Below are 20,529 nucleotides of genomic sequence, written 5' to 3'. Positions count from 1 at the left end.
CATACTATGCCAGCTTAACTACCGCATCTTGCTGCTGTAGCGACTGTTCCTGTTTTGTGAACCAATCTAATTTCGTCGATAGATTAACTACCTCTCCTACTACTATCAGCGATGGAGAAGCAGCATGTTTTGCTAATTCAGCCAGCTCGCTTAGCTGACCTTTTAAAACTTTTTGGGTTTTCTGGGTACCACGCTCAATAATGGCGATAGGGGTATCAGCACCACGACCGTGCTCTAACAACTGTTGCTGAATATGACTCGATTTCATCAAGCCCATATAAATCACTAAGGTTTGCTTTCCACGTGCGAGTGTTGACCAATCCAAAGTATCGCCATCAGGCTTTAGATGCCCCGTAACAAACATGGCGGTTTGGGCGTAATCACGGTGAGTTAATGGAATGCCCGCATAGGCTGTAGCACCAGCTGCTGCTGTAATACCCGGTACAACTTGGAATGGAATATCAGCATCAAAGAGCACTTCAAGCTCTTCACCACCACGACCAAACACAAATGGGTCGCCGCCTTTTAATCGCACCACTCGCTTGCCTTGCTGGGCGTAGTGAACAATTAATCGATTCGTTTCTTCTTGAGGGACACTATGAAAACCGGCTTTTTTACCCACGCATACTAATTCGGCATCACGGCGGACTAAATCCATCACTTCATCAGACACCAAGTAGTCATACAGCACGACATCAGCTTGCTGCATCAGTTGTAATGCACGAAGGGTCAATAAGCCTGCATCACCTGGACCTGCGCCAATTAATGCAACTTGCCCTTGCGGTGGTGCTTGTTGGGTTAATGCCACCAGCTCTTGCTCAGCCTCTTGCTCACGCCCCGATGCCACTAAGTCACCAAAACGTCCGTTAAAGGCCTGCTCCCAGAAATAACGACGAGCAGAAAAAGAAGAGACGGTTTGTGATAAACGCTGACGGAAGTTACCCGCAATCGTTGCCATACGTCCTAAATGTTGTGGTAATAACGCTTCAAGCTTTTCACGTAATAAACGGGCGAGTACCGGCGCCTGACCTGATGACGAGATCGCGACAATGATGGGTGAACGATCAACAATAGAGGGAATAATAAAACTGCAGCGCTGAGTATCATCAACGACATTGACTAATACTTGGCGTTGATTGGCCGATTGATAGACCAGCGCATTAATCGCTTTACGCTCTGTCGCGGCAATGGCTAAGAAAATACCATCAAGATCTGATGGTGAAAAATGTTCTCCGACCAATTTGATCTGTTGAGAAGCTAATGCAGCAGTAAAGTCAGCATTTAAACGTGGTGCAATAACACGAACATCTGCGCCTGCTTTTAATAGCATACGGGTTTTACGCCACGCGCTATCACCACCACCGACAACCAGACATGGTCGACGCTTTAAATCTGCAAAAATTGGCAAGTAATCCATCATTAGCCCTCTTTTTATCCCTAGATGCACTATAGAGGGGGCTTGATATTACTTGAAATTCTAAAATTTCATTTTTTATTCCAAAAAGTTTAGCCACAACATGCCGACAACACTTAATGACAAGATTTAGCGAATTACACTATATACAATGCATTATATAGTTATAAATCTCACGATTAAGGCGAACGATAGGGAGCAACACAGCAAATAAAAGCTTATGTTATGCCTTTTATGTCTAGGTTATGACGAATCACTCTTCTATTAATACGAGAAATAACGGCGTAATTTTCGATCTCGCTAACAATTGATCAAAAAAAACGAGATGGAGAGCACGATAGTGCGACACAGATAACAGCCTTTCTCAGTACATTTGATACCTTACGCTTGCTTTCTTTGCCTACCCGTTTGGAGATATTCATGAAGTTATCAGCTAAGCCTTTATCAATCGCGATATTAGGCGGTTTACTTACGCTTGCAGGTCCAGCAACAGCAGACACCATCAAACTACGTATTTTAGAAACCACAGATATCCATACTAATGTAATGGATTACGATTACTACAAAGATGCGCCAACCGAGAAAACAGGCTTAGTACGTACTGCAACGTTAGTAGAAAAGGCTCGTGGCGAAGTCACCAATAGTGTCTTAGTTGATAACGGCGATTTACTGCAAGGTAGCCCGATGGGTGACTACATGGCAGCAAAAGGGATCAAGCATGGTGAAGTTCACCCTGTTTATAAAGTCATGAACCAACTTGATTACGATGTTGGTAATATTGGTAACCACGAATTCAACTATGGCTTAGATTTCCTTGATACCAGCATTGAAGGTGCTGACTTCCCTTACATCAATGCAAACGTCTACGACTTAAAAACAGGTAAGAACTTATTCTCTCCTTATCTGATCAAGGAATACACATTTAAAGATAACAAGGGTAATGACCAACAAGTGAAGATTGGTTATATCGGTTTTGTTCCGCCACAAATCATGGTGTGGGATAAAAAGAACCTCGAGGGTAAGGTAGAAGCCAAAGATATTAAGCAAACGGCTGAGAAATTCATTCCACAAATGAAAGCAGAAGGCGCTGATATTATTGTCGCTATCCCACACTCAGGCGTTTCAACCGATCCACATAAAGTGGGTGCTGAAAACTCGGTATACTATTTAACGCAAGTTGAAGGTATTGACGCGATTGCATTCGGTCACTCACACGCGGTTTTCCCAAGCAAAGAGTTTGCAAACCTACCTGGTGCTGATATCGAAAAAGGGACTATCAATGGTATTCCTGCAGTCATGCCGGGACGCTGGGGCGATCATGTTGGCATCATGGATTTAGTATTAGATAAAGAGGGTAACAGCTGGAAAGTCACCTCAGCACAAACCGAAGCTCGCCCTATTTTTGATAAAGCAACCCAAAAGCCAATTGTTGATGCTGATCCTAAATTAGTGGCGGCGGTTAAAGTTGATCACAACGCTACCCGTGATTTCGTTAATCAGCCAATTGGTAAAGCAAGTGACGTTATGTACAGCTACTTAGCGCTGGTACAAGACGATCCAACCGTGCAAATCGTAAACCTTGCACAAAAAGATTATGTTGAACGCTTTATTCAAGGCGATCCCGATCTCGATGGTATTCCAGTACTTTCAGCAGCCGCACCATTTAAAGCTGGCGGTCGTGGTAACGATGCAACCAACTTTACAGAAGTTGAATCAGGTCAACTGACTTTCCGTAACGCGGCTGACTTATACTTGTATCCAAATACCCTTGTTGCCATGAAAGTAACAGGTAAAGAAGTGAAAGAATGGCTGGAATGTTCTGCTGGCCAATTTAATCAAATTGATGTTAACAGTGATAAGCCACAAGGCTTGATCAACTGGGATGGTTTCCGTACTTATAACTTTGATGTTATTGATGGCGTCACTTACAACATCGATATTTCACAACCTGCGAAATATGATGGTGAATGTAAAGTTATTAACCCAACGGCAAGTCGTATTAAAGATCTTAGCTTTAACGGCAAAGCTGTAAAAGACGATCAGAAATTCATCATCGCAACCAATAACTACCGTGCTTACAGTGGTAAATTTGCTGGTACTGGTGAGAAGTTTGTTGCCTTTGCTGCACCCGATGAAAACCGTACCGTTCTTTCTGACTACATTAGCCGTGTAAGTAAAGAAAAAGGCCAAGTGGTGCCAAGTGCGGATAACAACTGGCACTTCACGCCACTGAAAAGTGATAAGAAGTTAGATATTCGCTTTGAAACAGCCAATAGCGAAAAAGCGGCGAAGTTCATTAAAGACAAAGGTCAGTACCCAATGACCCAAGTTGAAACAACGCCAACTGGCTTTGCGATTTACCAATTGGATTTACAACACGCGAAATAATCGTCGCAATAAAGTAAGCTAGATACCGCAGCTGGTCTGCGGTATTTTTTTATGATTAAAAAGAGAGTCGTCATGAAGCCTTCCGCACAACTTTCTCAACTCGCCGAATTTCTTCAACAATTTGGCGCCGAGCAAACCACGATTGATGAAGCATTAAGCCAAGCACAAGTATTAGCGTTACCCACTCGTCACATACTGCTCCATCAAGGGCAACAAGCAGAGCAGTTCTACTTTTTACTTAATGGGATTTGCCATGCTTGCTATCTCACTGACAGTGGTAAGCAATTCAGTAAAGAGTTCTATTGGGATCAAGATACCTTGATTGGCTTTGAAGCACTGATCACTCAATCACCTTCGCCTTTTCTATTAGAAACCTTGTCCGCTAGCGAGCTCATTGCCCTACCGATTGAGCTAATTGAAACATGGCGTTCACAAGGGGTAGCGCTATATCAACACTTATTAGAACGTCAGTTAGTATTTAAGGAAAACAAAGAACGCTTCATGTTGATGTACAGCCCAGAAGAACGATATCAATTATTCACCCAAAGCTTTGCCGAGCTCAACGTTAAACTCACGGACTATCAAATTGCCTCATACCTTGGAATTACCCCGATCAGCCTCAGCCGAATAAAAAAAAGACAAAGCGAACCACAATAATGAAACGATATTAACAATGGTTAATGAGGCCGTGAAAAACGCAGGTTACTATGAAGATAACTTTGACTATCACAGAAAAAGAGAACACGTGATGATTACTTGGCAATGCCTTTCTTTTGCACAACTGACGACCCACCAGCTTTATGATGCACTAAAGCTACGCGCTGACATTTTTGTGGTAGAGCAAGACTGTGTTTACCCTGATCTTGATGATAACGATCGTGCTGATGATGTTTACCATTTATTAGGCTATCAAGATGGCAAACTGATCGCCTACCTTCGCCTACTCAGTGCAGGACTCACTTACGACAATGTCAGTATTGGTCGAGTTGTTACGGCACAAGAAACACGAGGCAGCGGTATAGGTCATCAACTGCTCAAACAAGGACTCGAAAACGCCACGCGTATTTGGCCTAATGCGACCATCGAGATTGGAGCGCAAGAGCACTTGATCGGCTTTTACTCTCAATACGGTTTTAAACAAACCTCTGATATGTACCTTGAAGACGGCATTCCACATGTTGATATGGTGCTAACACAAGGCGATAACTAATGAAGCAAACTGCCGTGTCATTGGGGATCCTATTACTGATATTCGGTAATTTATCCGCCTCTCTGTCTGATGTCGCAGTTAAATTACTCAATGGCGAAGTCCATCCCTTGCAATACATGTTTCTTCGCCAAGTAATAAGCTTAATTATTATTTTGCCTTTTTGGTTGTCCCAGCCCAAACAGCAACGTGAGGTCGGTAGTTGGAAGATCAATACCATCCGTGCGTATTTAGTATTAGCGGGGAGTTCAATGTTGTTAGTGGCGCTGACATATTTGCCCCTCGCAACGGCCAATGCCTTATTTTATGCCGCGCCCTTATTGATGATCCCACTTTCAATAGTGCTATTAGGTGAGTACCCCACAAAAGGGAAAGTCGTTGCGACAGCGATTGGATTTATCGGAATTTTAATTGTTTTACGCCCTACCCAATTTCACTGGGCTGCGATTGCCGCACTGGGTACTGCAACTACATTGGCGCTCTACAATGTATTAGTACGTAAACTGCCACAATCACAAACCGTATCATCCACGCTCTTTTGGACAAGTGTATTATCACTGCCTGTGGCGACCCCTTTGGCATGGTACTTCTGGCAACCGATCTCACTTGAAAACCTTGGGCTTATTGCTGCAAGTGCGCTATTTACCTTAGGCTATCAAGGGTGTGTGGTATTGGCATATCGCCAAAGTGAAACCCATAAAATTGGGTTAGCAGAATATTCAGGGCTTATTTTTGTCGCCTTCTTTGGTTGGATTTGGTTTAACGAAAGTTTAGATACCTTAACGCTTATCGGTATTTTATTGATCGTTCTACCTATGATGCCAAGACCTAAACGAAAAAAATTCACCACTCAGATCGACATACAGTGATCAAATAGTAACCTCTGCGGTAACGCATAAAAAGAAAAAACAAAAAAGCCCACTTAAGCCTCTCTTTCTAGTTAAAAGCAAATAAGTGGGCTTTTTCATATTTATTTCATCAACGGTTATTTACGATAATAGCTACCATTACTGCTACGGTAATAAGCTGCTGAAATACCATTACCTTCAATCTTCAAACCATCTATTTGGCCATTACTATTTACACGATACATTAGCGTTTGACCGGCCTGTACATTACTGATCGGCTTACCCGCACCTTCAATATTGGCAATTTTATATAAATCCGATAATGGTAACGAGCGATCTCTAAACACGTTCGCTAAGGTTTCACCGGCTGGAACTTTATAACTGACCCATTGCCCTGCATCGCTTGATGCAACCTTGGCCGTGTTTGCTGTCGTTGTTGTATTGGTTGTATTCGTTGTAATCGGTTCATCAGTCGCTTTGGTTACCACCGCCGCTTCTTTTGACAGATCAACGGTGTACGCCTTACCGCCATCTAACGGATAAATTTTCTGAATCATCGGTTTCTTTTCAGGTGCCGGACCAGTATCTTCCGTTCCTCCAACCGCTTTCATCTTACTGTCTTCACGAATATCTGCCGTATCTAAAACAATATCTGTACGCTTACTCACACCAGTATTAGATGATGTCGTTCCCGTTTGCCCTACCGGTTGAGTCGTGCTCGTAGAACCGCCAAGGTTAAGAGAAATACTACGACGAACACCACTGTCTGCACTTTGCTCTTGTTCTAATTGATTCGTTGTCGGCAACATTAATACAGCGACAAAAATAGGCACAAGGATCATCAATGCCCAGCGATGAAAACGTGGAAAATGTGACCATGTATGGCCAATTCCGGTTTTAATCTGACGACATTTGTCAAAGAGCCCTGACAAACTAAAATTGACTGATGATCGTTTTGACGCATGTTTTGTTCTCGAACGGCGATTGGCCTGTCCCATATACAGCACTCCAGAGCTTCATATGTCACGCAATTTGCGAATAATGATTACAAATATTTACCCATGAGTTTACCCATGAGGGGCGAAACTGTTATCCTGCTTGCTTTAATTCATTCAACATTAAGAGATGACGATAATGTCTGACGTTAAACTAGATACAGTTGAGACTAAAGCAAGTTATGGTATTGGTCTACAAATGGGCCAACAACTAGCACAAAGCGGTCTTGAAGGCCTAAACGTAGCAGCAATTGCGAAAGGTATCGCAGCTTCTCTTGCTGGCGAAATGCCAGAAATCGAAGTTGATGAAATCAACAATGCACTACGTGAACTTCACACTGCAGCAGACGCTGCACGTCAAGAGCAGGCTAAACTAGCTGCTGCTGAAGGCGAAGCATTCCTAGCTGAAAACGCAAAGCGTGCAGAAGTTACAGTAACTGATTCTGGTCTTCAATACGAAGTACTCGTTGAAGGTAATGGCGAAATCCCAACTTCTGACAAGCAAGTACGTGTTCATTACCACGGTATGCTAACAGACGGCACTGTTTTTGACAGCTCTGTTTCTCGTGGTCAACCAGCAGAATTCCCAGTAACTGGCGTTATCGCTGGTTGGGTTGAAGCACTACAAATGATGCCTGTAGGTTCTAAGTGGAAACTTTCTATTCCACAAAACCTAGCATACGGTGAGCGCGGCGCAGGTGCTGCAATTCCTCCATATGCAGCACTTGTATTTGAAGTTGAGCTACTAGATATCCTATAAGATATTGCTCTCTTCTTAAAAACGGCGCCCCGGCGCCGTTTTTTTATGGTTAAAAAATACGCTCCATTCTCTCAAACTAATAAACCCTACTAGTTAAATCATCAGGTTTCGTGTTTTATCAATAAAATGTATTACAAAAATAAATATCTACACTAGGATAGATAATAGTTAATTAAGGAGAACCCCATGGAAAAGCGTCATATCTTAACTACACTTACCGCCGTTGCTTTATTATCATCAAGTGCAATGAGCCATGCATTCAGCCTATCTGATGTCGCAAGTGCTTTTGGGGGAGAAAAAAGTGAACAAGTTGCTACCCAGATTGCAGAAAACCCATTAACCAAAGCACTCGTGTCTGATCTTGGGGTAAAGCCAGATCAAGCAGCAGGCGGTGCAGGTGCATTACTGGCAATGGCAACCAGTGAGCTAACAGGCCCACAAGGTAAAGAGTTAACTCAATTAATTCCTGGCGCAGAAAAGCTAACTGACTCATTACCACTCGGTTTAGGCCAGCTATTAGGCAGTAAAGAAAATATCGATAAAGTCTTTTCTTTATTAGGCATGAAACCTGAAATGGTTAACCAATTCGTGCCTGTTGTTACGCAATTTTTAGGTGAGCAAGGCGCAAGTAATGAACTCCTTGGCGCACTTTCTAATATTTGGGCACCAGCTGCACCTGCTGCCAAAAAATAACTTGTTATTGCTCAAAGCATCGACAAAATAAAAGGGCGAGATCATCGATCTCGCCCTTTTCTATTACACTAGTTCTGATTTGCTATCGGTTAAATTCCTGAACCATCCGCTTCTGTATCGCTGTCTTCGTGTAAACCACACTCACGTTTTAGACCAAAGAATCGCGTTTCTTCTTCTTTCATCCCCGGTTGCCACTTAACTGTCGTATGGACATCACCGACAGAAAGATAGTCTTGCGCTTTTAATGGGTGATAAGGCAAATCATGCTGTTGTAAATACAGATCGATTTGCTCATTACTCCAATCAATTAATGGCAGGAACTTAAAGCGTCCATTCTGGATCGCTAATACCGGTAATGTTGCACGTGAGCTTGATTGTTCACGACGGAGCCCAGAAAACCATGTTTTCACTTGCAGTTCATCTAATGCTCGACGCATGGGCTCAACTTTGTTCAGCAAATTATATTGCTTAATACCATCAACCCCTTGTAACCACAGTTGACCATAACGTGCTTCTTGCCATGCGGCGCTTTGTTTTGCGCTGTAGACATGAAGATTAAGATCTAATCGTTTGGTTAAGCTATCAATAAACTGATACGTTTCAGGAAATAAATACCCCGTATCGGTTAATACCACAGGAATATCAGGCTTTACTGTTGTGACTAAATGCAACATCACAGCAGATTGAATACCAAAACTTGATGCTAATGCAAACCCACCTTCAAGGTTGTCGATAGCCCAGCTTACTCGCTGCTCTGCCGTCATATCCTCCAGCGCGGCATTGATTTCAGCCAGCTGAATAATTTGACTCACTTTAGGCAGCTCAAGTAACTCAGCCAGTTGAAATTTAGCCATAAAAATCTCTCTTTGATACTTTTACTTCATCAATAATGCCTGCGCGAATAGTGAAATCACCAAAGTCTTCACTTTCTTGACGCTCTGTAGACCAACGGCCCACTAAGCTATCAATTTCATCCATGATCTGCGCAACAGTAATATTTTCACGGTACATCTTAGGTACACGTGTTCCGTTACGGTTACCGCCTAAATGTAAGTTATAACGACCCGGCGCTTTACCTACGAGGCCAATTTCCGCCAACATCGCACGACCACAGCCATTTGGGCAACCCGTGACACGAAGAATGATGTTTTCATCATCGTCTAAGCCGTGTTTTTCTAGAATGCCTTCAACATCAGTAACAAATTCAGGTAAGAAACGCTCTGCTTCCGCCATCGCTAATGGACAGGTTGGCAATGAAACACAGGCCATTGAGTTTTTACGCTGCTCGCTAACACCGTCATCAATCAAACCATGATCGCGCGCGATCTTTTCGATCTTGTCTTTGTCTTTTGCTAACACACCCGCAACAATTAAGTTTTGGTTAGCCGTCATACGGAAATCGCCTTGGTGTACTTTGGCAATTTCAGCAACACCGGTTTTTAAAGGCTTGTTTGGGTAATCCAACAAACGTCCATTTTCAATAAACAATGCGAGGTGATGCTTGCCGTCGATGCCTTCAACCCAACCAATGCGATCACCACGATCGGTAAACTCATAAGGTCGACTGTCTTCAAACTTCACACCCGCACGTTTTTCAACTTCCGCTTTAAATACATCACTACCTACACGATCTAACGTGTACTTAGTTTTTGCATTCTTACGGTTTGAACGGTTACCCCAATCACGCTGTGTTGTTACCACTGCGGCAGCAACATCTAACGTTTTCTCTAGTGGAATAAAGCCAAAGTCATCGGCACGACGAGGGTAAGTGGAATGATCGCCGTGAGTCATTGCCAAGCCGCCACCCACTAGTACGTTGAAGCCCACTAACTTGCCGTTGTCTGCAATCGCAACAAAGTTAAGATCGTTGGCATGCACATCCACATCATTTTGAGGTGGGATCACAACCGTGGTTTTAAATTTACGCGGTAGGTAATTGCTACCTAAAATTGGCTCTTCATCTGTCGTTTCTAGCTTTTCACCGTCTAACCAAATTTCCGCATAGGCACGGGTTTTAGGTAGCAAGTGTTCACTGATCTTTTTCGCCCACTCATATGCTTCTTGGTGAAGCTCTGATTCTACTGGGTTAGTCGTACATAGAACGTTTCGGTTAACATCACCCGCTGTCGCAATTGAATCGATACCAATACTGTTTAGCGTTTGGTGCATCAGCTTGATATTAGGTTTTAGTACACCGTGGAACTGGAACGTCTGGCGGGTAGTTAAGCGAATACTGCCATAAGAAGTATGCTCATCGGCAAACTTATCAATCGCTAACCACTGCTTAGGGGTAATAATACCGCCAGGCATACGCGCACGTAACATCACGTTATGCAGTGGTTCGAGTTTTTGCTTTGCGCGCTCTGCACGGATATCACGATCATCTTGCTGATACATACCGTGGAAACGGATCAACTGGAAGTTATCTGCAGTAAAACCACCGGTCATACGATCGCCAAGATCCTGCTCAATAGTTCCGCGAAGAAAATTACTCTCGCGCTTTAGACGTTCGTTATCTGATAATTTTTGATCTGTCATTAGTACACATCCCTTTGATAGCGCTTATCCTTACGCAGATCGTTAAGATACTGCTCAGCCTGCTCGCGCGTTTTATTCCCTTGTTGCTCAATCACTGTGATCAGCGCTTGATGAACATCTTTTGCCATTTGATTAGCATCACCACACACATAAACATGCGCGCCGTCTTGCAGCCACTGCCATACTTGCGCAGCTTGTTCTAAGATTCGGTGCTGAACGTAAACTTTCTCAGCTTGGTCGCGGCTAAATGCCACATCAATCTGATTAACAACCCCATCTTTTAAGTATTTTTGCCACTCAACTTGGTATAAGAAATCTTCTGTGAAGGTACGGTCGCCAAAGAATAACCAGTTTTTACCTTGTGCTTCACGGTTATCACGCTCTTGAACAAAGGCGCGGAATGGGGCAATACCAGTACCCGGCCCCACCATGATCACAGGGGTATTATCATCAGCTGGTAACTTAAAGTTATTGTTAGTTTCAACAAAGACTTTAACTTCAGCGCCTTCTTCTAAACGCTGGGCTAAGAAGCTTGATGCGCCACCTTGACGTTGTTCTTCACCTTGCGCGTATTCAACCACCCCAACAGTTAAGTGAACTTCTTCACCCACTTCTTCTTGGCTTGAAGCAATAGAATATAAACGTGGTGTTAAACGACGAAGTAGACCGATTAATTGCTCTGCAGTTAATGCTGTTTTCTTTTCTGCTAATACATCAATAATTTGTGTTTTCGCAGAATACTCACGAAGCTTTTCACGATCTGCCACCAGCTTTTCAAGCTTTTTACTACCTGATAACTCAGCGTATTTGGTCACAAACTGTGGATTTGATGCAGTAATTTCATATTTGCTAATCAACGCATCACGTAGACTTAATGCCGCACCATCAACATCAACAGAGGTATCCGCGTCTAAGCCAAGCTTCGCTAAAATAGCATCCACTAATTGTGGGTCATTTTCAAACCACACACCGAGTGCATCACCCGCTTGATACGTTAAGCCTGAATCTTCTAAATCGATTTCAATATGGCGAACATCTTTACCTGAATTACGGCCAGTGATTTTTTGACTTACCAATAAGCTCGCGGTGTAAGGGTTCTGTTTATTGTATGCAGAAACAGCCGCTGGCTTTTGACCAACAGGAAGTTGAACAACTTCAGCTTCACCCGTTGATAAGGTTTCTTTGGTTTTAGCTAATGCTTGCGTACGCCATTCAGCAGCAGGTGCTTCATAGTCAACGTCACAATCTAAACGTTCAAGCATTGGCTGCGCGCCAAGTTTCGCTAAGTAGTTATCAAAGTCTTTCGCGGTTTGACAGAAGAACTCATAACTTGAATCACCTAAACCAATCACGGCATAGTTAAGATCTGCCAGTTTAGGGGCTTTCTTTGATTGTAAAAATTCATGTAATTCAATAGCATCATCAGGTGCTTCACCTTCGCCATGGGTTGATGCCACGATAATCACGTGGGTTTCCTTAGCGAGGTTTTTACCTTTATAGTCGCCGGCAGAAAACACTTGAACAGCAATATCAGCCGCTTGTGCTTCTTCTTTTAACGCTTCAGCAACACCTTTGGCATTACCGGTTTGCGAGGCATAAATGATGGTGAGTTTACCGGCTGGTTTTGCGGCAGCCAGTACATTATTTTGGGCTGCAGGTTCTGCAGCTGATTGAGACTGGGTTTGGCTTAATCCCCAAAAGTAGCCACTGATCCACGCAAGCTGTTGTGGCGATGATTCTGCCGCTGCTTGCTTCAGTTGATCTATTTGCTGATCATTAAGTGGACTGGCTAAAGCCGATAATTCCTTCACTAACATGACACGACGATCCCTATTCATTGCGTACTGTTAGATTAGCCATTTCATGTAATAACAAGAAAGAATAGATAAGAATGTTTTATAACCTTTTTAAAGGTTAAGAAAAAAGTGAATGCGAAATAATCGTTATGTTGCCGTCAAACAATAAGGATTATCTCGCCTTTACTGGTAGGAAATATGATCGGTTTTAGTATTCATCAGCAATTCTAACTTGATTAAATCCAACTTCAAAAGCTTGTTGAGTTGCGCTATCAATATCACGATAGCAACGTTCACTGCCAGCCCCGTCAGTTAAAGGAACCAAGCCACCTCGACGGTGACGAAATTCAACGATATAACCATCACCAATTGAAGGCTCAACCACAGCCTCAACCAATTCTTGGCTAACATAAAGGTGTTGTAGCTCAGTCAGTGTCATAACCTTACTCCCTATCCTTTGTCACTTTTATTAGCTCAGCATAAAAGATGGAATGTATACACTTAAAAATGGTACAAAAACCTAGAAACAGCCAATAAAAAAACCACGACATTGTCGTGGTTTTTATTAATTCGTTAGCTTAAGAAGACTTAGAAATCGACTTCAACACCTGCGAACCAACCATTTAGATCAACATCGCCAGCATTCTTCGCTTTATCGAAATCGTAATCCATCATGCGGTAACCACCACGGATGTTTAGATCTGCCGCCACTAAACCGATTGTGTATTTCACACCAGCTTGTCCGTCAAATAAACGAGTACCATCATATTTACCCGCGTTTGCTTGAGCAAATACTGTTAATGGTGTTGCTGGAATACCGATTTCCGCATTACCGTAAATAGTTGGCTGCCAATCGCTGAAGCTATCATCGTTTTGAATTTTAACGCCACCGAACTTAGTCATTGTTAAACCAAGATCTAAAGACACTAGATCATTATCTAGAATTTCGTAGTACGCTGTAAAATCACTTTGTTCAAATGCAACATTATCTGCATCGATATTGTTGTAACGAACCATAAAGTTAGGAACTAAAGGAATGAAGTGTTCAAAAGATGCGTAGTAAGATGCTGATGTATCATCGCTTTTATGGCCATCAACTTTCGCATTTGCAAACCATGCATCTGCGCCTACTTTAACACCTAAAAGGGTATCTGCCTGTGCTGGAATAGCAGCAGTCATTGCCATTGCCGCTGCTACTGAAAGCATTACTTTTTTCATGTCGAGTCTCCGCTCTTCATCATTAATAATTTTAAACGGCGAAACTATAACAGAAACCCTAAAAAAACACTGCTCTTATCTATTTTGATGATATTTTTTAACTAAATTCACCCAAAATTACTCACTATTATTTTGTTGATAGTGTTTCATTTGAATATATTTATCAGTGGATTAATAACGACGTGTACGAGATAGACGATCTTTGTATTCTTGTACTTTTTTGTTATCTCTCACCAACCAAATCGCAATAGCAATTAACACGATCCATGGTAATAACTTAATCACTAAACCCAACATGCCAACCACAGCCATGATCGCAAAACCAGCCGCAACGGCTATCATCATGCCAATAATACTCACACCCGTAAAAACTAACACGAATGCAAACGTCAGCAAAAATAGAAACTCAAACATAACCCTCTCCTTAACCCAGTATTACCTTTCAACGATAAGCTTTTCTATCAAGTTCACAATATAAACCGACAGAGCATGTTGAAAGCGATCCTATTCAATATCAATATTAGATGTAATTGCACAAATCACGCCAAATGATATAAAAATTTATATCTTAATTTTCAATTAGATACAAAAAAGGCCAACCCATACGGATTAGCCTTTTCTCTCTGTATTAGCCAAATTCACTTATTTATCGTGAATCTCGCCAACAACAATTTAGCAATTAAACATCTAAGTGCGCAGGAATTTTATCTAACGCCTGCTGAACAACTTCAATACCAGCACCCGGTTTGTGAGCATTCTCACTGATATGTCGACGCCACTGACGTGCACCCGGCATACTTTGGAATAAACCCAGCATATGGCGTGTAATATGTCCCAAGTAAGAACCGTTAGCGAGTTGCTTTTCAATGTATGGATACATAGCTTCAACCACTTCACGACGCTTCATTACAGGGCGTTCACTACCAAATAAACGTTGATCCACTTCCGCCATTAAGTATGGGCTTTGGTACGCTTCACGACCGACCATCACACCATCCATATGTTTCAGGTGTTCTTCCATTTCTTCAAACGTTTTAATGCCACCATTGATTGCCATGGTTAAGTGCGCAAAGTCTTGCTTTAGTTGGTAAACGCGCGGGTAGTCTAGTGGCGGAATTTCACGGTTCTCTTTCGGGCTTAAACCACTTAGCCATGCTTTACGGGCGTGGATAGTGAAATTATCACAGCCGCCTTTCTCAGATACCACGTGGATAAAATCTTTTAAAAACTCGTAAGAATCTTGATCATCAATACCAATACGGGTTTTTACCGTCACAGGAATATCAACCACATCGCGCATCGCAGTGACACACTGCGCTACCAACTCGGCTTCACCCATTAGACAAGCACCAAACATACCGTTTTGTACGCGATCAGACGGGCAGCCCACGTTTAGGTTAATTTCATCGTAGCCACGCTCTTGCGCTAACTTAGCACAACGCGCCAAATCAATCGGGTTTGAACCACCCAATTGAAGCGCCAATGGGTGCTCTTCTTCGTTATACGCTAAGAAATCGCCCTTACCGTGAATAATCGCGCCTGTTGTCACCATCTCAGTATACAACAATGCTTCTTTACTCATTAAACGGTGAAAGTAACGACAATGACGATCAGTCCAATCCAGCATCGGTGCGACAGAAAAACGCTGCATTGGAAAATCGCCTGTAACACTTTGAGTTGACAAGTTATTTTTCATTGTCTCGTCTACAACATTTGTCATTTTTATACCCTATTTGGATTGCTTTACGTTTAAATTCAGAATCTTACTCCCCTCATTACGTAGTATCTAAAAGATACGATCGCTAAATGCTTAACTGATGTAGCTTGAGGGATATTCTGAAGAAAGCGGATTCTACATTAAAACGTAGTTAAGCCAAAGCAGAAGCAATAAAGTGAAAGCGAGAACTTACTTACACCATTGTCATATACCTTTATTTCAAAGCATTTTAAAAAGAGAAGCTCAGTGCTTTTTAATAAATATTATGTAAAACCCTTCTTTTTCTTGTCCTCACAGCACTATCAATAATCTATTTTGACTATATCGACAAAAAAGACTGTACAAAAAGTAAACACCTGTTATTATCCATCTCGCTCTGTTGTTTAGAGAGTTATTAAATGCGGCACCAAGTCACAGTTAAACCTTCAGCTACATCAACGTTTTCGTTTTGTACTTCAGTGTTTCCCTTGTTTTGGCAGTATCATTAATAATTTAACCACTTAGCACATCGCATTTTAGCGGTTAATTAATCACATATATAAGGGGCATAACATGTCTAACAAAACTACTGGTTTAGTAAAATGGTTTAACGAAGAGAAAGGTTTTGGTTTCATTACTCAAGACAACGGCGGTGCTGACGTATTCGTTCACTTCCGTGCTATCGCTTCTGAAGGTTTCAAAACTCTTGCTGAAGGCCAAAAAGTGTCTTTTGAAGTAGAGCAAGGCCAAAAAGGTCTTCAAGCTGCAAACGTTGTAGCTATCTAATTTATCCTTACGGATAAATAAAAAAATGCTGGCTAAGGCCGGCATTTTTTATACCTGTAATTTACCCTCTCTCACTATCGTTGCCCTACTACACCCTAACTTCTGCTGTATCTCTGAGTAACTCCGCCCAAGGCTCAACTACTCCCGACTATCTTGATGCAGGGATACATTCACGCGGCGCCTACGATACTTACCTTTCGCTTTTGCTCTCCCTTCTTTTCTTACCTTTATCTTGCACCCTCAATTATTACCAATTGGTAATAATCTTTTGCGTTTTTATCGTATTGTTGTTTTGGTGTAATTATTGATAATACACCCATCGAAACGCACAACGCGTTCACAAACATAAAGACACAAGGTTTTATTACTCATGAAAACAGTTATTAAAGCAACTATCGTAGCCGCTATCATCGTTATGTCTTACAACGCTTCAGCTAAAGATGGTGCGTTCACAGGTAATGTTCAATTTCAAAAAGCAGCGGCTAGCACTATGAATGCAGGCCACTACCAAAAACAAGGTACTGCAGAGCGTTCACACTCAGGTGTGGTATTCACACAATCAGCATCACAACTTACTTTTGCTGAAAAGCTACTGTCTGCTGCTGATAAATAAGCTGCTGAGCACTGTAAACAATACGCCCATTTCCATTATTACTCACACGTAATAGTAATTTACTTTTAACTATATTGCTTATATTTCAGTAAATGAGAAGATGTCGGCATCGACACCAACAACAACCATAACGATTCGGTGCCGGTAACACTCACTTTGCTATTCACACTCTGTAAAAAATTCCGGCTTATGGCACATGCGGTAAGCCAACATAAATTCTTAAATATTAACGGAGCTTCATTATGAGCAATGTATTCTACATGCCACCTGTAACATTAATGGGTCCTAACGCTATTCAATCTTTAGGTGCTGAACTTGCGTCAAAAGAGCTGAAAAAAGCCCTAATCGTGACAGACAGTGTATTAGTTGAAGTGGGTTTAGTGAGCAAACTAACTGACGAGCTTACTGCTCACGGCCTTGATTACACTATTTACGATGGTGTGCAACCAAACCCAACAGAGAAAAACATTGAAGATGGCCTCGCGTTACTCGCAAGCAGCCATTCTGATTTTGTGATTTCATTCGGTGGTGGTTCTTCACACGATACCGCTAAAGGTATCGCACTTGTGGCAGCGAACGGTGGTCATATTCGTGATTACTCGAAAGGTGTACACCTTTCTAAAAAGCCACAACTTCCATTGGTAACCGTGAACACAACTGCTGGTACCGCTTCAGAAATGACCGTATTTGCGATCATCACTAACCAAGAAGATGAAACCAAATACCCAGTGGTTGATAAGCACTTCACGCCAATTATTGCAGTAAACGATTCAGAGCTAATGGTCGCAATGCCTAAGTTCCTAACTGCTGCAACTGGTATGGATGCATTAACTCACGCCGTTGAAGCGTATGTTTCAACTGCAGCGACACCTATTACTGATGCATCAGCCATTAAAGCGATTGAGCTGATTGTAAACAACCTAGAAACCGCTGTTAACGACGGCCAAAACCGCGAAGCACGTGATGCAATGCAGTACGGCGAGTACCTTGCTGGTATGGCATTTTCAAATGCATCTTTAGGTTACGTTCACTCAATGGCGCACCAATTAGGTGGCGTTTACGACCTGGCTCACGGCCTATGTAACGCGATTCTATTGGCAGAAGTTTCACGCTTTAACGCCAAACAAGTACCAGAGCGTTTTGTTGATATTGCCAAAGCAATGGGTATCGACACAGCAGCAATGACCCAAGAGCAAGCAGTGAATGCATCCCTTGAAGCGATTGATGCACTCTCTGAAAAAGTGGGTACTAAGCAACGCCTAGCTGATTTAGGTGTAACTGAAGACAAGCTAGCGTTCATGGCACAAAACGCCCTAAACGATGCGTGTTCTTTAACTAACCCACGCAAAGCGAGCCTAGAAGAAATCGTAGCGATCTTTAAAGCACGCATGTAATTAGCAACGCAGACAAAAAGGCTGGGAGATCCCAGCCTTTTTTATAACGAATAACGACATTAACGAAAAAGCTAACCGCAGAGCAACGCTGGCTTTTTGTTAACTCATCTATTTCGAGGGTAAATAAATGACAGAAAATATTATCGTTGAGATCAGTAATCACAGAAGTTCGCCAAAGAAAGTCTCCGTAAAAGCCTATTGCAATGACAATCAGAAATTACCGAGTGCAGTGATCATTTCATTAGAACAATATGAATCTGCCGGATTAACTCAATCTTTGACTCAGCTTCTTAATAAGAGCAAAAGCCAAAACATTATTGATAAGTGCAAAGCCTTACTTAGCTATATTGCCGATGGTGCAACCATTCGAATGAATTGCTATAGCAGATAAAAAGACCGCCTTGATGAGCGGTCTTTCCGTGTATTCACAGGCAACACACCAACCCTAACTCTCTTTTACTACCCTCGCTATTGTCGCCCTGCTACACCCTAACTTCTCTTTTTCTCTAAGTAACTACCTCAAAATCCAGCGCGAACTCAATTAAATCCAAAGTAACAGATATTTCAGTAGTAATGATTATTGCCTGTATTGGGGTTAGCCACATAACAGGAAGCGGCAATTTTAGCCCATTCTTTTTCGATTGGGGTGGCTATTACGATAACGGATTAATTGATGCCGCCGAGTGGAAAACCAACCGCTTCAAACTAATTTAAATTACGTAACTTACTTAACTTATGTAACTTACGCAAAAAGGATTTAATACAATGAAAATTAAAGGATTTACCTTACTTGAATCAATCATCACCATTAGCATGTTAAGCATATTGATCGCCATGGCAGCTACGCAACAATCCGTATTGATAAACAAGACGGCCATCCTGATTTTAACAACAGCTTTGCGACAGTAAATTGAATCACGTTCGAGAAAGAAAGCGGCAAAGCCCTAACGATGCAAATGACATGGATGGGACGTTTATATCAATGTGGTGTTGAAGGGGAGTGGTATGGGGCAGAGGAGTGTTGATACAAAAAAGGCCGCCTAAGCGACCTTTCAAATTTGGTACATGTAACGGGTGTTATATAAAATAAACGTTCATTCACTTTGTTTATCATGTACGACCAATTGCTTAATTGGAAACACTGCGTCATAAATAACATTATAAAAATATGAGAAAAACAGATAAAAGACAACTAACCCGATATCAAGAATGAAAGCCTCTATTAGTGTGACTTTCAATACCACCGACAGCACAGGTATAGTTATAATAAGTAACCCCACCTCGAACCCAATACTTTGTAATATCCTGTGATGTACCTTTTTCTTTTGTACGTTATAGGTTTTCATCATAAAGTTATCGAAAAACTGATTATAAAAATAAGTCCAAACAGTCGCAATTATAGAAAACAAAACGCCCACAATCCCTACATGTCCGATGTTGAAATCAAATTGACTCAAGCCGAAAACAACAATCAACAACCCAATAACTTCAAATCCAATAGCATGACGGATACGATCTGATGTCGTTCTCATTAGTTTGTCATCCATATTTATAAAAAAACAAAGTATAACTAAGAAAACAAAAGATAATAATTAGAAACCATCCGAAAAACAGATAGTATTCTCTATTTAGTATCAATAAAACTCGTTATCAAGTTCATTCCAAACACCTTAAGTGATAGGTGTTAGCCTTGATGAGCGGTCTTTCCGTGTATTCACGAGCAACACACCAACCCTAACCCTCCTTCACCACCCTCGCTATTGTCGCCCTGCTACACCCTAACTTCTCTTTTTCTCTAATGTAATTACCTCAAAATCCAGCGCGAACTCAATTAAATCCAAAGTAACAGATATTTCAGTAGTAATGATTATTGCCTGTATTGGAGTTAGCCACATAACAGGAAGCGGCAGTTTTAGCCCGTTCTTTTTCGATTGGGGTGGCTATTACGATAACGGATTAATAGATGCTGCCGAGTGGAAAGCCAACCGCTTTAAACTGATTTAAGTTAAGTAACTTACTTAACTTACTTAACTGATGCAATTTACATAACTTACGTAAAATGGATTTAATATAATGATAATTAAAGGATTTACCTTACTTAAATCAATCATCACCATTAGCGTGTTAAGCATATTGATCGCCATAGCAGCTACGCAACAATCCGTATTGATAAACAAGACGGC

Annotated in this window: 21 protein-coding genes; 11 read left to right on the top strand and 10 right to left on the bottom strand. The window is 41.8% G+C overall.

Annotation, left to right across the window (positions count from 1 at the left end):
• Window positions 1-4: 4 nt before the first annotated feature.
• Window positions 5-1,417 carry a siroheme synthase CysG gene (gene cysG, locus C9J40_RS15195; protein WP_107208046.1) on the bottom strand — a complete coding sequence of 471 codons (1,413 nt, stop codon included), beginning with the start codon at window positions 1,415-1,417 and terminating at the stop codon, window positions 5-7.
• Window positions 1,418-1,834: 417 nt separating this feature from the next.
• Here cysG and C9J40_RS15190 point away from each other — a divergent pair, with 417 nt between their 5' ends.
• The 4 genes from C9J40_RS15190 (at window position 1,835) to C9J40_RS15175 (ending at window position 5,878) form a co-directional block, all read left to right on the top strand.
• Window positions 1,835-3,802: a bifunctional 2',3'-cyclic-nucleotide 2'-phosphodiesterase/3'-nucleotidase gene (locus C9J40_RS15190; RefSeq protein ID WP_107208045.1), complete on the top strand. Its 1,968-nt coding sequence runs from the start codon at window positions 1,835-1,837 to the stop codon at window positions 3,800-3,802.
• A 72-nt stretch (window positions 3,803-3,874) separates the two neighbouring features.
• Window positions 3,875-4,459, top strand: coding sequence for a Crp/Fnr family transcriptional regulator (locus C9J40_RS15185; RefSeq protein ID WP_107208044.1), 585 nt, complete (start codon window positions 3,875-3,877; stop codon window positions 4,457-4,459).
• A 91-nt stretch (window positions 4,460-4,550) separates the two neighbouring features.
• Window positions 4,551-5,012 carry a GNAT family N-acetyltransferase gene (locus C9J40_RS15180; protein WP_107208054.1) on the top strand — a complete coding sequence of 154 codons (462 nt, stop codon included), beginning with the start codon at window positions 4,551-4,553 and terminating at the stop codon, window positions 5,010-5,012.
• Window positions 5,012-5,878: a DMT family transporter gene (locus C9J40_RS15175; protein ID WP_107208043.1), complete on the top strand. Its 867-nt coding sequence runs from the start codon at window positions 5,012-5,014 to the stop codon at window positions 5,876-5,878. Before C9J40_RS15180 ends, C9J40_RS15175 begins: the two co-directional genes overlap by 1 nt.
• A 116-nt stretch (window positions 5,879-5,994) precedes the next feature.
• On the opposite strand, the gene C9J40_RS15170 is transcribed toward C9J40_RS15175, so the two are convergent.
• The gene (locus C9J40_RS15170; RefSeq protein WP_233220329.1) at window positions 5,995-6,855 is read right to left on the bottom strand and encodes a LysM-like peptidoglycan-binding domain-containing protein; all 861 of its coding nucleotides are present in this window, start codon (window positions 6,853-6,855) and stop codon (window positions 5,995-5,997) included.
• A gap of 136 nt (window positions 6,856-6,991) precedes the next feature.
• Between C9J40_RS15170 and C9J40_RS15165 the strand changes: the two genes are divergently transcribed.
• Both C9J40_RS15165 and C9J40_RS15160 read left to right on the top strand, forming a co-directional pair.
• A complete protein-coding gene (locus C9J40_RS15165) occupies window positions 6,992-7,612 on the top strand; it encodes an FKBP-type peptidyl-prolyl cis-trans isomerase (protein ID WP_005372738.1) in 621 nt (206 codons plus the stop codon).
• A gap of 186 nt (window positions 7,613-7,798) precedes the next feature.
• Entirely contained in the window at window positions 7,799-8,305 is a 507-nt protein-coding gene (locus C9J40_RS15160; protein WP_107208042.1) for a DUF2780 domain-containing protein, read from the top strand.
• A gap of 89 nt (window positions 8,306-8,394) precedes the next feature.
• On the opposite strand, the gene C9J40_RS15155 is transcribed toward C9J40_RS15160, so the two are convergent.
• From C9J40_RS15155 to dusA, 7 genes are all read right to left on the bottom strand, one after another.
• Window positions 8,395-9,159 carry a phosphoadenylyl-sulfate reductase gene (locus tag C9J40_RS15155; protein ID WP_107208041.1) on the bottom strand — a complete coding sequence of 255 codons (765 nt, stop codon included), beginning with the start codon at window positions 9,157-9,159 and terminating at the stop codon, window positions 8,395-8,397.
• Window positions 9,152-10,843 (bottom strand): assimilatory sulfite reductase (NADPH) hemoprotein subunit, encoded by a 1,692-nt coding sequence (gene cysI / locus C9J40_RS15150; protein ID WP_107208040.1) that lies wholly within the window; start codon window positions 10,841-10,843, stop codon window positions 9,152-9,154. The genes C9J40_RS15155 and cysI overlap by 8 nt, the downstream gene beginning before the upstream one ends.
• Window positions 10,843-12,660: an assimilatory sulfite reductase (NADPH) flavoprotein subunit gene (locus C9J40_RS15145; protein ID WP_107247341.1), complete on the bottom strand. Its 1,818-nt coding sequence runs from the start codon at window positions 12,658-12,660 to the stop codon at window positions 10,843-10,845. Before C9J40_RS15145 ends, cysI begins: the two co-directional genes overlap by 1 nt.
• Window positions 12,661-12,847: 187 nt before the next feature.
• On the bottom strand, window positions 12,848-13,078 hold the full coding sequence (locus tag C9J40_RS15140) for a thymidylate kinase (RefSeq protein WP_107208038.1): 231 nt from the start codon (window positions 13,076-13,078) through the stop codon (window positions 12,848-12,850).
• Between the two features lie 149 nt (window positions 13,079-13,227).
• Window positions 13,228-13,857 carry a TIGR04219 family outer membrane beta-barrel protein gene (locus C9J40_RS15135; protein ID WP_107208037.1) on the bottom strand — a complete coding sequence of 210 codons (630 nt, stop codon included), beginning with the start codon at window positions 13,855-13,857 and terminating at the stop codon, window positions 13,228-13,230.
• A gap of 171 nt (window positions 13,858-14,028) precedes the next feature.
• The gene (gene pspG / locus C9J40_RS15130; RefSeq protein ID WP_045129268.1) at window positions 14,029-14,271 is read right to left on the bottom strand and encodes an envelope stress response protein PspG; all 243 of its coding nucleotides are present in this window, start codon (window positions 14,269-14,271) and stop codon (window positions 14,029-14,031) included.
• Window positions 14,272-14,536: 265 nt separating this feature from the next.
• A complete protein-coding gene (gene dusA, locus C9J40_RS15125; protein ID WP_086000659.1) occupies window positions 14,537-15,553 on the bottom strand; it encodes a tRNA dihydrouridine(20/20a) synthase DusA in 1,017 nt (338 codons plus the stop codon).
• 573 nt (window positions 15,554-16,126) lie between these two features.
• On the opposite strand from dusA, the gene C9J40_RS15120 reads away from it, so the two are divergent.
• The 5 genes from C9J40_RS15120 (at window position 16,127) to C9J40_RS15095 (ending at window position 19,255) form a co-directional block, all read left to right on the top strand.
• On the top strand, window positions 16,127-16,339 hold the full coding sequence (locus C9J40_RS15120) for a cold-shock protein (RefSeq protein WP_006647715.1): 213 nt from the start codon (window positions 16,127-16,129) through the stop codon (window positions 16,337-16,339).
• Window positions 16,340-16,709: 370 nt separating this feature from the next.
• Complete coding sequence (locus C9J40_RS15110; RefSeq protein ID WP_107247340.1) at window positions 16,710-16,952, top strand: hypothetical protein; 243 nt, start codon at window positions 16,710-16,712, stop codon at window positions 16,950-16,952.
• A gap of 242 nt (window positions 16,953-17,194) precedes the next feature.
• Entirely contained in the window at window positions 17,195-18,346 is a 1,152-nt protein-coding gene (locus C9J40_RS15105) for an iron-containing alcohol dehydrogenase (protein ID WP_107247339.1), read from the top strand.
• A 127-nt stretch (window positions 18,347-18,473) separates the two neighbouring features.
• Window positions 18,474-18,737: a hypothetical protein gene (locus C9J40_RS15100; protein ID WP_107208032.1), complete on the top strand. Its 264-nt coding sequence runs from the start codon at window positions 18,474-18,476 to the stop codon at window positions 18,735-18,737.
• A gap of 374 nt (window positions 18,738-19,111) precedes the next feature.
• The gene (locus C9J40_RS15095) at window positions 19,112-19,255 is read left to right on the top strand and encodes a type II secretion system protein (RefSeq protein WP_107247338.1); all 144 of its coding nucleotides are present in this window, start codon (window positions 19,112-19,114) and stop codon (window positions 19,253-19,255) included.
• A gap of 185 nt (window positions 19,256-19,440) precedes the next feature.
• Here C9J40_RS15095 and C9J40_RS15090 read toward each other — a convergent pair whose 3' ends face one another.
• On the bottom strand, window positions 19,441-19,878 hold the full coding sequence (locus tag C9J40_RS15090; protein ID WP_107208030.1) for a PACE efflux transporter: 438 nt from the start codon (window positions 19,876-19,878) through the stop codon (window positions 19,441-19,443).
• Window positions 19,879-20,529: the final 651 nt, after the last annotated feature.

Source organism: Photobacterium sp. GB-72, assembly GCF_003026095.1.
GTDB lineage: Bacteria > Pseudomonadota > Gammaproteobacteria > Enterobacterales > Vibrionaceae > Photobacterium.
This window is presented reverse-complemented; position numbering and strand designations above follow the sequence as displayed.

What these genes read in the sequence shown, in the direction of transcription:
- cysG (WP_107208046.1), bottom strand. Translation starts at nt 1,417, where the DNA reads ATGGATTACTTGCCAATTTTTGCAGATTTAAAGCGTCGACCATGTCTG.
- C9J40_RS15190 (WP_107208045.1), top strand. Translation starts at nt 1,835, where the DNA reads ATGAAGTTATCAGCTAAGCCTTTATCAATCGCGATATTAGGCGGTTTA.
- C9J40_RS15185 (WP_107208044.1), top strand. Translation starts at nt 3,875, where the DNA reads ATGAAGCCTTCCGCACAACTTTCTCAACTCGCCGAATTTCTTCAACAA.
- C9J40_RS15180 (WP_107208054.1), top strand. Translation starts at nt 4,551, where the DNA reads ATGATTACTTGGCAATGCCTTTCTTTTGCACAACTGACGACCCACCAG.
- C9J40_RS15175 (WP_107208043.1), top strand. Translation starts at nt 5,012, where the DNA reads ATGAAGCAAACTGCCGTGTCATTGGGGATCCTATTACTGATATTCGGT.
- C9J40_RS15170 (WP_233220329.1), bottom strand. Translation starts at nt 6,855, where the DNA reads ATGGGACAGGCCAATCGCCGTTCGAGAACAAAACATGCGTCAAAACGA.
- C9J40_RS15165 (WP_005372738.1), top strand. Translation starts at nt 6,992, where the DNA reads ATGTCTGACGTTAAACTAGATACAGTTGAGACTAAAGCAAGTTATGGT.
- C9J40_RS15160 (WP_107208042.1), top strand. Translation starts at nt 7,799, where the DNA reads ATGGAAAAGCGTCATATCTTAACTACACTTACCGCCGTTGCTTTATTA.
- C9J40_RS15155 (WP_107208041.1), bottom strand. Translation starts at nt 9,159, where the DNA reads ATGGCTAAATTTCAACTGGCTGAGTTACTTGAGCTGCCTAAAGTGAGT.
- cysI (WP_107208040.1), bottom strand. Translation starts at nt 10,843, where the DNA reads ATGACAGATCAAAAATTATCAGATAACGAACGTCTAAAGCGCGAGAGT.
- C9J40_RS15145 (WP_107247341.1), bottom strand. Translation starts at nt 12,660, where the DNA reads ATGTTAGTGAAGGAATTATCGGCTTTAGCCAGTCCACTTAATGATCAG.
- C9J40_RS15140 (WP_107208038.1), bottom strand. Translation starts at nt 13,078, where the DNA reads ATGACACTGACTGAGCTACAACACCTTTATGTTAGCCAAGAATTGGTT.
- C9J40_RS15135 (WP_107208037.1), bottom strand. Translation starts at nt 13,857, where the DNA reads ATGAAAAAAGTAATGCTTTCAGTAGCAGCGGCAATGGCAATGACTGCT.
- pspG (WP_045129268.1), bottom strand. Translation starts at nt 14,271, where the DNA reads ATGTTTGAGTTTCTATTTTTGCTGACGTTTGCATTCGTGTTAGTTTTT.
- dusA (WP_086000659.1), bottom strand. Translation starts at nt 15,553, where the DNA reads ATGAAAAATAACTTGTCAACTCAAAGTGTTACAGGCGATTTTCCAATG.
- C9J40_RS15120 (WP_006647715.1), top strand. Translation starts at nt 16,127, where the DNA reads ATGTCTAACAAAACTACTGGTTTAGTAAAATGGTTTAACGAAGAGAAA.
- C9J40_RS15110 (WP_107247340.1), top strand. Translation starts at nt 16,710, where the DNA reads ATGAAAACAGTTATTAAAGCAACTATCGTAGCCGCTATCATCGTTATG.
- C9J40_RS15105 (WP_107247339.1), top strand. Translation starts at nt 17,195, where the DNA reads ATGAGCAATGTATTCTACATGCCACCTGTAACATTAATGGGTCCTAAC.
- C9J40_RS15100 (WP_107208032.1), top strand. Translation starts at nt 18,474, where the DNA reads ATGACAGAAAATATTATCGTTGAGATCAGTAATCACAGAAGTTCGCCA.
- C9J40_RS15095 (WP_107247338.1), top strand. Translation starts at nt 19,112, where the DNA reads ATGAAAATTAAAGGATTTACCTTACTTGAATCAATCATCACCATTAGC.
- C9J40_RS15090 (WP_107208030.1), bottom strand. Translation starts at nt 19,878, where the DNA reads ATGAGAACGACATCAGATCGTATCCGTCATGCTATTGGATTTGAAGTT.